This is a genomic window from Kitasatospora sp. NPDC004669, assembly GCF_040609455.1.
Classification (GTDB): Bacteria; Actinomycetota; Actinomycetes; order Streptomycetales; family Streptomycetaceae; genus Kitasatospora.
In genome coordinates, this window is the sequence record NZ_JBEXKB010000072.1 from 26,752 (window position 1) to 40,733 (window position 13,982).

General features: G+C 70.4%; 17 protein-coding genes. 13 read left to right on the plus strand and 4 right to left on the minus strand.

Annotated features, from left to right (window positions below):
- Positions 1 to 47: 47 nt before the first annotated feature.
- The gene (locus ABZW30_RS38265) at positions 48 to 221 is read left to right on the plus strand and encodes a hypothetical protein (RefSeq protein ID WP_355675894.1); all 174 of its coding nucleotides are present in this window, start codon (positions 48 to 50) and stop codon (positions 219 to 221) included.
- A gap of 109 nt (positions 222 to 330) precedes the next feature.
- On the opposite strand, the gene ABZW30_RS38270 is transcribed toward ABZW30_RS38265, so the two are convergent.
- The gene (locus ABZW30_RS38270) at positions 331 to 987 is read right to left on the minus strand and encodes a TetR/AcrR family transcriptional regulator (protein ID WP_355675895.1); all 657 of its coding nucleotides are present in this window, start codon (positions 985 to 987) and stop codon (positions 331 to 333) included.
- 135 nt (positions 988 to 1,122) lie between these two features.
- On the opposite strand from ABZW30_RS38270, the gene ABZW30_RS38275 reads away from it, so the two are divergent.
- From ABZW30_RS38275 to ABZW30_RS38285, 3 genes are all read left to right on the plus strand, one after another.
- Positions 1,123 to 1,704: an NAD(P)H-dependent oxidoreductase gene (locus ABZW30_RS38275; RefSeq protein WP_355675896.1), complete on the plus strand. Its 582-nt coding sequence runs from the start codon at positions 1,123 to 1,125 to the stop codon at positions 1,702 to 1,704.
- A 27-nt stretch (positions 1,705 to 1,731) separates the two neighbouring features.
- Entirely contained in the window at positions 1,732 to 3,285 is a 1,554-nt protein-coding gene (locus tag ABZW30_RS38280; RefSeq protein ID WP_355675897.1) for a DHA2 family efflux MFS transporter permease subunit, read from the plus strand.
- Positions 3,286 to 3,486: 201 nt separating this feature from the next.
- Complete coding sequence (locus ABZW30_RS38285; protein ID WP_355675898.1) at positions 3,487 to 3,687, plus strand: hypothetical protein; 201 nt, start codon at positions 3,487 to 3,489, stop codon at positions 3,685 to 3,687.
- A gap of 61 nt (positions 3,688 to 3,748) precedes the next feature.
- Here ABZW30_RS38285 and ABZW30_RS38290 read toward each other — a convergent pair whose 3' ends face one another.
- Complete coding sequence (locus tag ABZW30_RS38290; protein ID WP_355675899.1) at positions 3,749 to 4,261, minus strand: SRPBCC family protein; 513 nt, start codon at positions 4,259 to 4,261, stop codon at positions 3,749 to 3,751.
- Positions 4,262 to 4,574: 313 nt separating this feature from the next.
- Here ABZW30_RS38290 and ABZW30_RS38295 point away from each other — a divergent pair, with 313 nt between their 5' ends.
- The 3 genes from ABZW30_RS38295 to ABZW30_RS38305 are packed head-to-tail and all read left to right on the plus strand — an operon-like array spanning position 4,575 to position 5,697.
- The gene (locus ABZW30_RS38295; protein WP_355675912.1) at positions 4,575 to 4,670 is read left to right on the plus strand and encodes a hypothetical protein; all 96 of its coding nucleotides are present in this window, start codon (positions 4,575 to 4,577) and stop codon (positions 4,668 to 4,670) included.
- Positions 4,637 to 5,173 carry a hypothetical protein gene (locus ABZW30_RS38300; RefSeq protein WP_355675900.1) on the plus strand — a complete coding sequence of 179 codons (537 nt, stop codon included), beginning with the start codon at positions 4,637 to 4,639 and terminating at the stop codon, positions 5,171 to 5,173. The genes ABZW30_RS38295 and ABZW30_RS38300 overlap by 34 nt, the downstream gene beginning before the upstream one ends.
- Before the next feature lie 11 nt (positions 5,174 to 5,184).
- A complete protein-coding gene (locus tag ABZW30_RS38305; protein ID WP_355675901.1) occupies positions 5,185 to 5,697 on the plus strand; it encodes a response regulator in 513 nt (170 codons plus the stop codon).
- 58 nt (positions 5,698 to 5,755) lie between these two features.
- Here ABZW30_RS38305 and ABZW30_RS38310 read toward each other — a convergent pair whose 3' ends face one another.
- Positions 5,756 to 7,093 carry an erythromycin esterase family protein gene (locus ABZW30_RS38310; protein WP_355675902.1) on the minus strand — a complete coding sequence of 446 codons (1,338 nt, stop codon included), beginning with the start codon at positions 7,091 to 7,093 and terminating at the stop codon, positions 5,756 to 5,758.
- A 671-nt stretch (positions 7,094 to 7,764) separates the two neighbouring features.
- Here ABZW30_RS38310 and ABZW30_RS38315 point away from each other — a divergent pair.
- Entirely contained in the window at positions 7,765 to 8,202 is a 438-nt protein-coding gene (locus ABZW30_RS38315; RefSeq protein ID WP_355675903.1) for a hypothetical protein, read from the plus strand.
- Positions 8,203 to 8,398: 196 nt separating this feature from the next.
- Complete coding sequence (locus ABZW30_RS38320) at positions 8,399 to 9,211, plus strand: hypothetical protein (RefSeq protein ID WP_355675904.1); 813 nt, start codon at positions 8,399 to 8,401, stop codon at positions 9,209 to 9,211.
- Positions 9,212 to 9,566: 355 nt separating this feature from the next.
- Here ABZW30_RS38320 and ABZW30_RS38325 read toward each other — a convergent pair whose 3' ends face one another.
- Complete coding sequence (locus ABZW30_RS38325) at positions 9,567 to 10,019, minus strand: helix-turn-helix domain-containing protein (RefSeq protein ID WP_355675913.1); 453 nt, start codon at positions 10,017 to 10,019, stop codon at positions 9,567 to 9,569.
- An 85-nt stretch (positions 10,020 to 10,104) separates the two neighbouring features.
- Between ABZW30_RS38325 and ABZW30_RS38330 the strand changes: the two genes are divergently transcribed.
- The 4 genes from ABZW30_RS38330 to ABZW30_RS38345 all read left to right on the plus strand — a co-directional run.
- Entirely contained in the window at positions 10,105 to 10,473 is a 369-nt protein-coding gene (locus tag ABZW30_RS38330) for a hypothetical protein (RefSeq protein WP_355675905.1), read from the plus strand.
- Positions 10,470 to 10,865 (plus strand): hypothetical protein, encoded by a 396-nt coding sequence (locus ABZW30_RS38335; RefSeq protein ID WP_355675906.1) that lies wholly within the window; start codon positions 10,470 to 10,472, stop codon positions 10,863 to 10,865. The genes ABZW30_RS38330 and ABZW30_RS38335 overlap by 4 nt, the downstream gene beginning before the upstream one ends.
- A 134-nt stretch (positions 10,866 to 10,999) precedes the next feature.
- Complete coding sequence (locus ABZW30_RS38340; RefSeq protein ID WP_355675907.1) at positions 11,000 to 11,827, plus strand: sugar nucleotide-binding protein; 828 nt, start codon at positions 11,000 to 11,002, stop codon at positions 11,825 to 11,827.
- Positions 11,828 to 13,775: 1,948 nt separating this feature from the next.
- Positions 13,776 to 13,982, plus strand: a 207-nt coding sequence (locus tag ABZW30_RS38345; RefSeq protein WP_355675908.1) for a hypothetical protein, incomplete at its 3' end; no start/stop codon positions are given.

Consider the following 13,982-nt stretch of genomic DNA (forward strand, 5'->3'; position numbering starts at 1 on the left):
GCGCTGGTTGGCCTAGCAGGCGCGCCCAGGGCACCGCACACACCACCATGGCCAAGGCCTCCGAGGGCGGGGCCGAATTCGGGGAGGGCGAGCAGCAGCCGGCTGCGGCGGAGTCGCCGGTCGAGTGGCTGCGGATCAACGCCCGGCACCACGCGGCGCGGATCCTGCAGACGGTGAAGCTGTGGGCGTTCAACCCGCGGGCCGTATGGGTGCGGAGATGAAGCTCCTGGTCAACCACGCGGCTGGGTAGGGGAGTGGTGGCTGAGGTCCGGGACCGCCGGTCGGCCCCGGCCTGGCCGGGGCCGACCGCGTTCGAGGCGTGCGGCAGTGTCACCGGCGGGGTGCCGCGTAGGCGCGCAGGAAGGCCCGGACGCCGGCGACGACGATCTCCTCGGTCTCCGCCCGGTCCAGCGGGTACGCGCCCCAGTACGAACGCTGGGTGACCTCCGTCGCGGTCAGCAGCACGAAGTGCGCGGCCGCCCGCCCTGGGTCCGGTGCCTCCAGCCACCCGTCTTCGGCCAGTTCCCCGAACCGGTGCCCGAGGGCGGCGGACACCCGGCGCGGCCCGGCCTCTTGCCAGGCGTCGAGGGCGGCCTTCGGCAGGTGCCGGGCCTCGGCATTGATCTGGCGCACCAGCCCGAAGTGGTCGGCGAACTCGGTCAGCGGGGTCACCCAGGCCATGGCGAACGCGGTGAGGTCCGCCTCCAGGTCGGTGACCTTCCCGAGCCGGCGCTCGATGATGTCCAGCTGGGCCTCGGCGACCTGCGCCGCGCTCTCCCGGACGACGGTCTGGAAGAGCAGTTCCTTGCCCGCGAAGTGGTTGTAGATGGTGCGGGTGGACACCCCGGCCTCCGCCGCGATGGCGTCGATGCTGGCGCGGGTGTAGCCGTCCCGGCCGAAGACCGTGCGGGCGGCCCGGGTGATGGCCTGGCGCTTCTCGGCCAGCCCCCGGCGGGGCCGGTCCGGCGTTTCCTGCCGGCTGGTCATGGAGTCTCCTTCATCGCCGCTGCCTCGAAAAAAGTTGCAGTCACCGTTGTACCTATTGCCATACACGTTGTACTTTACCTGACGTGCCGTCCGAACGGGCGGTGACAGAGCAGCAACACACCCCTGGAGACAGCCATGTCCGTGACCCCGTTCCGCCTCGCCGTCATCATCGCCAGCACCCGGCAGGGCCGCTTCGCGCCCACCGTCGCCGACTGGTTCGTCCGCACCGCCGGGCGGCGCGCGGACCTCGACATCGACGTCGTCGACCTGGCCGAGCACCCGCTGGCCCACGTGGGCGAGGAGCCCACCGCCGAGCAGGCCGAGCGGCACGCGGCCCTCTCGCCCCGGCTGGCCGCCGCAGACGCCTTCGTGGTGATCACCCCGGAGTACAACCACAGCTTCCCGGCCGCCCTCAAGAACGCCATCGACCTGCACGGCGCCGAGTGGCGGGCCAAGCCGGTCGGCTTCGTCTCCTACGGCGGTCTCGGCGGCGGGCTGCGCGCGGTCGAGCAGCTCCGGCTGGTCTTCGCCGAGCTGCACGCCGTCACCGTCCGCGACACCGTCAGCTTCCACAACGTCTGGGGCCTCTTCGGCGAGGACGGCGAGCCGGTCGACCCGACCGTCCAGAACGGCGCCGCCAAGGGCATGCTCGACCAGCTCACCTGGTGGGCGCACGCGCTTCGGGACGCCCGTACCGTCCGCCCGTACGGCGTCTGAACCGCGGCCGGGGGGGGAACGAAGAAGATGAGCACCGCCACCGGGCCGGTCACGGCCGGGACAGCCACCCACACAGCCACCGCGGCCGCACCCGGCCCGCGCACCGCGGCCGTAGCCGCCGTCGTGGTCCTCGGCTCGCTGATGACCGTCCTCGACACCACGATCGTCAACGTCGCCCTGAACCGCCTCGCCGGGGATTTCGGTGCCCCGCTGGCCACCGTCCAGTGGGTCACCACCGGCTACACCCTGGCGCTCGCCACCGTCACGCCGGTCACCGCCTGGGCGATCGGACGGCTCGGCACCCGTCGCCTCTACCTGACCGCGCTCACCCTGTTCGTGCTCGGCTCGGCGCTGGCCGGCGCCGCCTGGGACGCCCCCTCGCTGATCGCCTTCCGCGTCCTTCAAGGCCTGGGCGGCGGCATGGTGATGCCGGTCGGGATGACCGTCCTGGTCCGCGCCTCCGACCCGGCCCGTACCGGCCGCACCATGAGCGTGCTCGGCATCCCCGTCCTGATCGGCCCGCTGGCCGGGCCGGTGCTCGGCGGCTGGCTGGTCGACGAGGCCTCATGGCGCTGGGTCTTCCTGGTCAACCTGCCGCTCGGCGTGCTCGCCCTCGCTCTCGCCGCCCGGCTGCTGCCCCGCGACGGCGGCGGCGCCCGCCGCAGGCTGGACCTGCCCGGCCTGCTGATGCTCTCCCCGGGCCTGGCCGCACTGATCTACGGGCTGGGCGCCGAGCACGGACACCCCGCTGCGGCCGGCAGCCTGCTGCCCACCCTGGCCGGCGCGGTCCTGGTCGCCGGGTTCGTCGTCCGGGCGCTGACCGCGGCGGAGCCGCTGATCGACCTGCGGCTGCTGGCCCGACGCGCCTTCGCCGGGCCCGCCGCCACCCTCGCCCTGTTCGGCTGCGGCTACTTCGGCTCGATGCTGCTGCTCCCGCTCTACTACCAGCTGGTGCGCGGCCAAAGCGCCACCGACGTCGGCCTGCTCGGCATCCCGCAGGCGCTTGCCACCGGCATCACCATGCAGTTCTCCGGCCGGCTGGCAGACCGTTTCGCACCCGGCCGGATCGTGGTCACCGGCACCGCCGTGGCCGCCACCGGCTTCCTCGGCTTCACCGTCCAGGTCGCCGCCGACACCCCGTACCCTCACCTGATCGCCGCCCTGGTGGTGATGGGGACGGGCATCGGCATGACGCTGATGCCGGCCATGGCGGCCGCCACCCGCAGCGTCGCCCCGGCCGAGGTCCCGGCCGCCACCACCCTGGTCACCATCGTCCAGCAGGTCTCCGGCTCGGTCGGCACCGCCCTGATGTCCGTCCTGCTCACCGGGGCGATGGCCGACCGGCTGCCGACCACGGTCGCCGGCGGGGAGGCCGGCGGCGCACTGGCCGCCGTGCAGGCCCTGGACGGCGCCGCGCGGGCCGCGCTCGCCCCCGGCCTCGCGGACGCCTTCCGGGACACCTACGGCTGGGCCGTCGCCCTGCTCGCGCTCGCCCTGCTGCCCGCACTGCTGCTCTCCCGCCGGGCACCGGGTCGCGGCGCCGCCGGGAGCGCCACGTCACGCCGCGTGCACACCTCCTGACGAACTTCACCGAACCCCCAGCGAGCCGCCCCCGCCCCGTACGTTGATTTCGCTACCGGCGGGGGTCGGCCCATTCGGTCAGCCCGGCAACCAGGGGTGGGCGGCGGACGAGTGCCCAGGTCATGACGGTGGAATCGGGCCGTCACCCAGGGCCGGGCCTGGTCTGAGCAGGGGGAGCGACGATGCGGCGGATCCGCGTCCGTGGTCGACGACCACCGGATCCGCGAGGGCCACCAGGTCGGCCGGGTCGAGCACGGCCTGCCCGGCCTTGGAGACGGGAAGTGGGTGCCGGTGTACGAGGGGTACTTCATCGGCGACCCGACCACCCGGGAGGCGGCCTTGCACGACATCCCGGAGCAGGCCGCCCGCACAGTCCAGCTCGCCTGTCTGCAGAACTTGTGACCGGCGGGACCTGGCTATGACCGCAGGCCGTCGGCGGCGGCCCGGAGTTCGGCGTAGGCGTTCAGGCGCTCGTCGTCCTCCGGCCGCGATGGCCGTTGTCGCTCGGTCGGTCGGCCGCTTCGACGTACGACGCCAGATTGGCCAGCGAGGAGGCGATCCCAGCCTCGTGAATCGCTTGGTCGATGCCAGGTGGCACATCCGTCGCGGTGACGGTCACCATGGTTCGGTCACCGGCGGAGGCGAGGTGCCAGGTCATCGTCATGGTGCCCGCGTACGAGGGGTCGTCGGCCTCGAACACCGCCCTCTGCACCACGCGCTCCGGTGGCACCAGCTCTGCAAACCTGACGTCGACGACATCCGTCGCATCTGAAGTCTTGCCGGGGCTGTCGACGGGGTCGAGGTAGGTGAGGACCATCCGGAACCCGCCACCAGGCCGGGGATCCCACCGCTCGACCCGCCCGCGCATGCCGTCCGGCGGCAGCCAGGCTTCGAGGGACTCCCGGTCGAGGAGAGCGCCGTAGACAGTCGCCGGTGGTGCCGCGATAACCCGGCTGGCGCGGTCGGTCCTGCTCATGGCCCGAGTCTAGGACCGAACCAACACGTCGCATGACACGCCGATCCACAGGTCTTGACTGTTCCTCTGCCGGAATCAGCTCTTCTTCCGTCACGTCCTCAGTGTCGCCCTGGACGGAACCCGCAATGCCCACCCGGGGGTGACCCCGGTCACGGACATACCGGCAGGCCAAGGGGCCTGACCGGTACTTGCCGGGCCTCGGCGGGCGTCGGCCGTTCTGCGATGGTCGGCGCCCAGGCTGCTGGGGCCGTCGTCGGCCGAGCGGCTCGCGCTGGCGGCCGAGCGCGAGCTGCGGCTGGCCGAACGCAACCGGCTGGCCCACGAGTCGCACGACTCGATCGGGCACACGCTGACGGCTGCCACGATCCGGCCGCGGTGGCGGGCGAGGTGCTCGCCGCCGATCCGGTAGCGGCGCGGGCCGCCATGCGCAGCATCGAGGAGTCGACCCGGGCCGCGCTGGAGGACCTGGACTACGTGCTGGGCGTGCTGCGCGAGGAGGAGGCGGGGACGGCACCGCCCCGGACCCTGGCCGACCTGCCTGAACTGTTGGACCGGCTGCGGCACGCGGGCGCGGTGGTGGAGCCGGAGCCGTCGGGCGAGTTGGCGCAGGTGCAGGGGACGCTCTCGCGGGCGGCGTACCGGATCCTGCAGGAGGGGTTGACGAACGCGTTGCGGCACGGGGCGGGCGGTCCGATCGAAGTCCGGGTGGTGGCGGGATCGGACGTACTGGAGGTCCGGGTGGTCAACCGCACCGGTACCGGGCCGGGCTCGGGTGCCTTCCCGACGTCCGGGCTCGGCCTGCCCGGGCTGGCCGAGCGCGTGCGGCTGCCGCACGGCGAGTTCGAGGCCGGCCCGGACGGGCCCCAGCACTGGCGACTGGCGGTCCGGCTGCCGGTACGGGTGTCGGCGTGACCCGCTCCGACGTGAGCGAAATCGGGATCACCAGCCCCAGCAGGGCCTCCGTCGCACTCCTGATCGCGGACGACGACGAGGTGACCCGCAGCGGTCTGCGCACGCTGCTCGCGGCCCAGCCGGGGATCACGGTGGTCGGGGAGGCCGCCGACGGTGTCGAGGCGGTCGCGCAGGCGCGGCGGCTGCGGCCGGACGTGGTCCTGATGGACGTGCGGATGCCGCGGAGCAACGGGATCGAGGCCACCCGGCAGCTGCTGGCCGAGTCCGCCGAACCACCGAAGGTCGTGGTGATCACCACCTTCGAGAACGACGGCTACGTCACCGCCGCGCTCAGCGCGGGGGCCAGCGGATTCGTGCTCAAGCGGCTTCCGGTCCGGCAGATCGCGGAGTCGCTCACGGTGAGCCTGGAGACGGTGAAGACACACGTCGGGAACGTGCTGACCAAGCTCGGCGCGCAGAACCGGACCCACGCCGTGGTGATCGCCTACGAGTCCGGGCTGGTGGTGCCAGGGTTCGCCGGCTGACCTGACCTGGGCGGCCTGAGCTTGTCGACGGTCGAGCCGTACGCCCGGCCTCCGGGTACTACAGCTTGCTCGCCTCGCGGACGGTGTGGAGGTGGACCAGGACGTCGTAGGCCCGGCCGATGGCGAGCTCGGGCGTCGTGTCGTCGGGGAACTGCGTGCCGACGTCGTACGTGGGGCGCAGGACGTCCAGCCAGTTGCGGGCCGCGGCCGGGGCCTTGCGCAGGTCGGCGTAGTAGTTGCGGTACCGGACCTGGTCGAGCGTGTATTCGTTCGTGCCGGGACCGGCAGGGGGGACGGTGAACGTCTTCCAGTCGCCGCCGAGCGCCTGACCCTTGGAGAGGAAGGACCCCCGGTCGAAGGTGGTGCCGATGGCGAGGTAGTCCGTGCCCAGGGTGTCGCGGAGGAACGAGCCCTGGGTCTTCGGATACGTCGTGGGGTCGGTGGCGGTGTAGCCGACATGGTCGTCGGCGGCCGACAGCAGGATCCTGCCGCCGGTGCGCCGCTGCCACCACATCGTGGTCTCGGCCATCACCTGGTCGCGGTAGCGCTCCATGGCGGTCAACGAGGCCTGGTCGTCGGGGTTGACGGTGAGGAAGGCGTAGGTCTGGGCGATGTCGCGGGCGTTCTGCAGGGCGAACTCGAAGTCGTCGGCGCCCGGTTTTCCCTGGCTTTCCATCAGCTTGAGCAGCTGCTGCGCCCTGGCTGCGTTCTGATCCCGTTCCGCGAGCGGTTGCTTCAGGTAGCCGATGGCGTCGTCGAGCGGGCGCAGGCCGGCGAGGAGGTCGTTCACGCGCGGCAGGCACTCCGGATGGGTCCGCCGGACGTAGTCGGTGACCGCGTCGAAGACGGGCTCGTCGAGGCTGGGCGCGCCGATGTCGTCACCCAGGAAGTGGACGGGGCGGTCGGGGTGTTGGCGATTGTGGTCGCGCATCCACCGGACGAGGGCCGCGAACTCCTCGCGGTCCCAGGGAGAGCCTGCCATCGCCTCGTGGACGACCCGCCGTGCGTCACCGTTGCCGTGCTGGAGGTAGTCGTCGATCCGCAGCCCCGCCGACCAGCTCATCTCCAGGGCGAAGGTGGTGAATCCCTTCTGCTCGACGAGGTAGCGGAAGACCCGGTCCTTCAGCGCGAAGAACTCATGCGAGCCGTGCGTGGCCTCGCCCAGACCCACCACCTTCGCGTCGCCGACCATCACCCCGAGGGCGCGCAGGTCAGCCGTGCCGGTACCCGGCTCCGCCGACAGCAGCGGATGGGCGATCCGGTCCAGCACGCCAACGGGGTCCGGCACGGTGGCGGATGCGGACGCCTCCGGTAACGCGGACGCGGCCGTCGCGGGGGCCAGCGTCGCGGCCAGGGCGAGAGCCGCAGCCGCCAGCCGCTTCCCGTTGCCAATCATGTGTGATCACTCCTCAACCCATCTGATGCCAAGCGCTGCTGAGAAGATCGTCACGCCTGCGGCAGCCTGGGCGCCCTGGGGCCAGCCCGACACTTTCCCTGGGGATAACCCCACGACCAGGGCCTCGGGATCCGGCGCTCCGGGCCTGTGCAAGCGGGTCGGCGGCGTCAGCGCCGTAAAACCCGTGAACATCTCGGAGCCGGGAGATCGACAACTGCTGTGCAGAGTCACGGACGAACGCCGCCCCCAGAAGTGAACAAAGCCAGCTGGGACCGCTTCGGACGCTCGGGGTAGCTGTCGCCGGGCCGGTACTGGAACGGCTCAGGGGGCCGGGACTCCTTCGGGCGTTCGCGCGGGTCGGTCGGCGGGGTCGGCCTCGTCCGGCGCGGCAGTCGGGCGGGGGCGAGCACTGCACAGCACCGGCAGGTGGTCGGAGAGATCGCCCAGGACGGTGCCGGGTGGACGCGTGACCAGGCGCCGTCTGCACCGACCACCAGTTCCTGGTCGAGCGGGCCCGCGAACGCGTCCTCGGTCTCCTCCAGGACCGGGCGGGCCCGTTCGCCGGGCCGTGGCCGTCCTGGGCGCCCGGTCTGGCCGTTGCCCGAGCTGCCCGACGATGCCGGCGATGTGGCTCCTTCAGCGAACAGCGAGGGAGGCGATAGCGTGCCGGGATGAGTGAGAGCCCAGGCGCGGTAACGCCGCGGACGACGTGGGAGCACTGTCTGTCCGCTGCCGACGAGCTGACGCGAGGACAGACGCCGCCGGACGCCGAACAGCACAAGAGGGTGGTCGTGCTGCTGGCGGCGGTGCTCGCGGCGTGCGCGGAAGGCGGTGGCCAGGTCGGCGCCCAGATCGCCGACCTGCCGATGGACGGCACCGGCGGGGCACTGGACATGCTGGAGGTCGCGGCACGGTTGTCGGTGCGTGTCTGCCCGGCCCTGCCCGGCCCTGCCCGGCCCTGCCCGGTCTCGGTGCCGAGCAGCGCGAGGACCTGCTGGCCGCCGACCGCGAGGCCTTCCGCACGGCGCGGGACCTCGCCGAAGGCATCCTGCGCCAGCACTTGGCCGCAGCCCCGCCCGGCGCCGTACCGACCGTCCGCGAGTGCGTGACGGCGGCCGCCAAAGCCTGCGGACTGCACCGAGCCGCCCCGGCCCTCGGCATCGAGGAGGAGGACTGACCGTGCTGACAACGGATGAAGTGCTGCGCGTCCTCGCCGCCCTGGAGGCCGCGGAGACCTTGACAGCTGGCCCGCCCCGGAAACAGGACGGGCCATCAAGGATTCTGAATCAACGCGGAAGGTGGGTCATGCCCAACAGCCGGATCGTCGCATCGGCACTGAACGGCGACGCGGAGGAGCTGAGACGCATCGTCGGACCGGGCGGTCTCGTGTGCGTCGCTCCCGGCTTGTCGAGCGTGTTCGTGGTCCGGACCGCCGCCGACGGAGCGCAGACAGGAACAGTCGCCCTTCCCGGCAGCACCATGTTCGTCCAGTTGCCCAGGTCGTTCCAGGTACGCCGCATCGATCACGACAGCGAACGCTTCACCCTGACCAGCGTCGACGGCCGGTCCGTGACCGGCACACCACGGCAGTTCATCGCCTGCTACAAGGTGATCGCCGAGGAGTACAACCCTTGGTACGAGGAGCACGTCGAGGAAGCCTTTCTGGCGACGAACCTGCTCCCGGACGGTCTGCTGCCGTCTCGCATCCTCCATGTGGACACCGACCCGGTGCTGGGCGAGCTCCGGGCGGAGGGCCGGATCGCCGAGAGCTCGGTGACGGCCGCCGGGAAGCAGCTGGAGATGTGGTTCGACTGCGCCGGCCCGGAGAAGATCACCGAACTGCTGCCCCATGCCCGCCGATTGGTGGCCGAGTTCGAACGCATCCGCCGGGACGGCACGGAGTTCATCTGGACCACGTTCGCGGAGGGTGACGAGACCGAGGAGGAGAAGGCCCGCTTCCCCGAGGTCATGACGCCGAACACGCTGGTCGTCTACCGCTCGGGAGACTTCGAAGTCCACTTCGGTGAGCCCGAGAGCCGCTACTTCATGGACGGCTACTGGCCGGCCGTCCAGTTCCGCGCCGACATGACGCCTGTCCACGTCACGGTGGAGGCCTGACCACATCGACCCTCAGCAGTGTCTGGTGCGGTGGCCGACCAGGCCACACCCACAAGATCGTGTTGCGAGCTCTGAGGTGACCTGGCGATCACCGGGAAGGTCCTCACACGGCGAAGACGATTGCCGCCGCCGTTCTGTCCGACTCAGTCCGGGGCGGCCCCGATCTGCCGCCACCCGCTCCCCGACAGCCGGTCGACTGGCAGGAGCTGAAGAAGATCCTGCGGCTGATGCCGAACAACGACTTCCCCGTCACCGTCGACGCGGACGGCAACCTCCGCCTCCGATTCCGGTAACGGGACGTCGCCCCCACCCGACGTGCCTCGATCACATCCCGACGATCAAGGCCTCACCGCCGTCATGCAGCCCCGACGATCGGGTCGTCGATGTGCATGAGCCGGCTGCGGGCGGTGACCCGGTCCTCGCCGGACAGCTTGGCCCAGTATTCGTCAGCCCACACCGCGTGGCAGGCCCGCTGCCAGAGGTCGGGGGTGTCCCGCCGGGCGAGCCAGCCGCGGACCTTGTGCGGCTTGAGGTCCAGGTCGGCCAGGATCCGGCCGACCTGGGACGCGGAGACCGGCGCGAAACACGTGCCGGCCACCTTCCGGGCGGTGGCCCGGTGCGACCAGGTCGCCTCCGGATGCGGCGGCGCGCTCGTCGCGGTGGCCACGATCGCCATGCGCACTTCGGCCCCGTAGGTCTTCGGCCGTCCCGATTGCCCGGCGTCCCGCAAACCGTCCAGCCCCAGGACAGCGAACCGCCCTCGCCACTTGCGCACCGTGTTCACACTGACTTCCAGGTCCCGGGCGATCGCGCCGTTGGCGAGCCCGCCCGTTGGCCATCACACACAGCCGACGATCACGGCGGTCCGACGCCACACCCGGCAGGATGGGCCTGTGCCGAAGAACCCACCGGAATCGATGCAGCACCACCTGCACCAGCGCCTGAACCGCCACGCCCGTGAACGCTGGCCGCACGTGAACGCCATCACGGTCCGCTTCCGAGCCGGATTCGCCTACGTAGCAGCCGAATTGCCCGCCCAGGAGCCTCAGCTCCTGTGCCGCCTGCGCTTCACCGGCGTACTGCACACCTGGGGCTTCGCCCTCCACCTCGCCAGCAGCGACAGCTACAAGGACAACATCCTGCCCAGCGGACTGCCCGTTGGTTCCCCCGAAGAGGCCCTCGACTGCGCCTGCGCTTTGTACCTGGGCGACCCCACCGGCCGGTCCCTGTCCGACACAGCAGCCCGGACGACGCGGGCATGATTCCTCTCCCCGCGCTGCCCCCGGAGGCCACGTGGCGCGACACCGGCACAGGTGTCTTCTGCTACGCGGCCCGGGCCGAAGGACGCTGGTGGGTCCTGCGACTCAACGACTTTCCCGAGCATCCCCTCTACACCTTGTTCATTGACGCACAGGTCATCGGTGACGTGGACGATGATCCGGCCGTCTGGCAGCAGTTGCCGCCCTCTGCGACGCTCCCCGTTCTCGGCGCGCCGGAGCGTGCGGAGGTACTCCACCTCATGGCCGGTCTCGGGCCTTACGGCGCCGAGACCGGCGCCCCATGCACAGGCGACTATTGCACCTGCACCATCCTCACCGACGAATACGCGGCCCGACCGAACACCCCTCCACGAACTTCTGCGGGGCAGCACTAGCTAGGAGCGACGACGCGGTCAAACCTCGCTGAGAACGGTCAAACTTCACTGAGACGGCCACCGGTGTCCTTTCTCAGCGGAGTTCGAGCAGTCTCACCAAAGCCTGAGCGGCTCCTCCTCTACTGTGTCGTGTCATGGCAGTCCTGATCGTCGGCGGCAGCGGGTTCCTGGGCACGGAGTTGGTCCGTCAGGCAGCAGCGGCGGGCCACGCGACCGCGGCAACCTTCGCCACCAGGCCCGACAGCACTCCGGGGGTCTCATGGCACGGCCTCGACCTGCGGGACTCCGGACGCATCGAAGCAGTCATGGCCGAGGTGGAACCGCGCGTGGTCGTCAACGCAACGAGCGGCAAGTCCGACTGGGCGGTCACGGCCGAGGGCCCTGTCCGTCTGGCGATGGCTGCGGCGAAGTACGGCAGCCGCCTGGTCCATGTCTCCAGTGATGCGGTGTTCTCCGGCGCCCGCGTCCACTACGACGAATCCTGCCTCCCCGACCCGCTCACCCCCTATGGCGCAGCGAAGGCCGCAGCGGAGACAGGTGTCCTCCTCGTGCGCCCGGACGCCGTCGTCGCCCGCACCTCGCTGATCATCGGCGACCGCCGATCGGAGCACGTCCGCGCGGTGCACGACCTCGCGGCCGGCATCCGCAACGGTGTCCTGTTCACGGACGACATCCGCTGCCCTGTACATGTCGCCGACTTGGCCGCCGCCCTTCTGGAACTCGCGTCCTGTGATCTGTCCGGCGTTCACCACCTGGCAGGAAGTGATGCCGTGAGCCGTCACGAACTCGGCACCCTCATCGCCCGCCGTGACGGACTCGACGCCTCCCGGCTCCCCGCAGGCCTGCGGGCCGACAGCACACTTCCCGGGGCGCTCGACGTCCGCCTCGACAGCCGTACCACCCAAGGTCGGCTCCAGACCAGACTTCGCGGCGCCCGCCGGTTCCTCGCCACGGGGCCTTGAGCTCCTCGCCGAAGCTCCGCGGCCGCCCGGGCTCGAACCTCGGTGAGACCGCGCAGTGCAAGGAACACCAGCCTGTTGATGAAGTGTCAGTAGTCCCAGAGTGTGCTTCAAGACGTCCCAAAGCTCTGTTCAGGAGCGTGAGACGAAGTTGAGACGTGCGCAGGGCTGATATCGGTTGAGCAGGTCGTTCCCTGCACCACAAGATTGCGGAGCCGGAGCGTCCGGCCCGCGTCTGTGGTTTGAACGGAGAGATCTGTGAAGAAAAAGTTCAAGATGATTTCGATATCGGGCGGCCTCGCCCTTGCCGTTTCTGCTATCGGCCTCGCATCTGCGGGGACTGCCTCGGCGGCTTCGTACTGCAGCGGGACAGGCCTCAACAACGGTGGTGGGTCTATATGTGCAGACTATGACCCTTCCGGTTACCAGGCGTCGTACCAGACCGGTCCCAACAGCCTGGGTGACTGGATGGATTTCAATCTCGTCTGCGACAATGGTCAGCGGTTCGGTGACAATGGCGCATTCCGGGCAGGCGGGTCCTGGCAGAGCTACAATTACGTATTCTCGGTAGGCTCGCAGGGGACGTGCCACGTGGAGCTTTACGATCGCTCCTCTGGCGGTTCTTCCTCGTCACCCTCTGTGACTCGATAGACGCTCAGGCTGGTCGCCCCGCTCATCGGGCAGAGGCGACCAGCCCAGTGCACTTGTCTCGGAATCGGCGCTGGCCGAGGGCCGCTTCGACGCCAGGCGTTCGGCTCCCATCCCGGACCCCACTGGTCCGCCAGACGCCCCGCAGCCCGCACAGCGGCCCGCCGAACAGGCCGCTGACGCCATCGCCGCGCTGCGACACGTCCGCATCCCGGCCGCCGTCCTGGAGAGCGCGCTTCACCACGCCCAGGCCCTCATGGAGCCACCCCACGCCGACCGCTCCTCCCGGAGGCCGTCGAGGGCCTGGCCGCCGTCATTCCGCAGTACCTCCCCGTCCGGCCGCCGGCACCGACACCGCCGCCCGCCCGGCTGCGCACCGCCCCGGCACCGACGACCACCGGGACCGGCCAGCTGACCGCGTGAAGACGGCGTGCCGAAGGCCCGCGCCGGGTACTGCCGCAGCAGCGCCGCCCACAGCCCGGACGGCCGTCCGGAGGCCGGTGAGAATCGCCCCGCGCCCCCTTGTCCCGGTGTCGACGTACTCCTCTGGCTGCTCCATCAAGTACGGAGATAGGTGCGCCACGTTCGAGCCTGTTCCCGTCGGGTCTGCCTGGTGATTTGATCGCCTTAGGAAGGGGTCCTGTTGGAGGAGAGCGAGGCAAGGCTGCTCGCGGAGGAGTTCGGGCGTGGCTTGACCGAGCGGTGGGATGAATGGGCCTTTGAGCTCGGCCTGTGGGCGCCCCCGGCTGTCACGGGCATGTTCGGCTTCACCTGGTATCCCAATGCGACGAACAAAGATGGGCGTCCGATCCGAGTTGGCGGAAACTGGCCCATCCTTGTTGACCAGGACACCGGCGCATGCCGACTCGTGCAGGGGCCGAACGAGTTCGCGGCTCTCAGGGGCACGTCGGCGGCTCGCAATGCCCGCTGGGCCGCTGCCCGTAGAAAACGACTCCCCAGGTAGCTGTGGCCTCTCGTCAACCGGGGGGGGCAGGCTGCTTCGTCTCGTTCTCGTTCGATGGCGGCGAGGCGATTCTTGAGGCGGTAGCTGTCGCGCCGGAGTCGTACAGCGCGCGATACCGCCTCAACTCCAGCCAGCGATGCGGGTCCAAGACCACCGTCGACCACCCTTCTGCCGCCCGAACCGACGGCAGTGGGCTCACGGGAAACTACCGGTCATCGCATCAACTTTGGCGCACAGTCACCCGTACGAGGTGGTGCATGCTGACGGCTCTGGCAAGATTTTCGTAGCCGGAGATCATCCCGGGATGGCGGTGGGTCGCTCCGCGTATCGGCGGCGTAGGTGGGCGATCAGTACGACTCGGTGGCGGAGAAGTGGCACTCCGGCACGGCCTCCCATAATGCGTTTTTGGAGCTTCACGTCGGTGATCCGGCCCTCGTTGACTCCGGAGCTGTAAAGGGTGGTGATTCCCTGGGTGACCGCATGTTGGTCTTCGAGCAGGGCAGTGGCGATACCGGCGAGGGGCGCCAGTCCGCTGTTGGCGAGTTG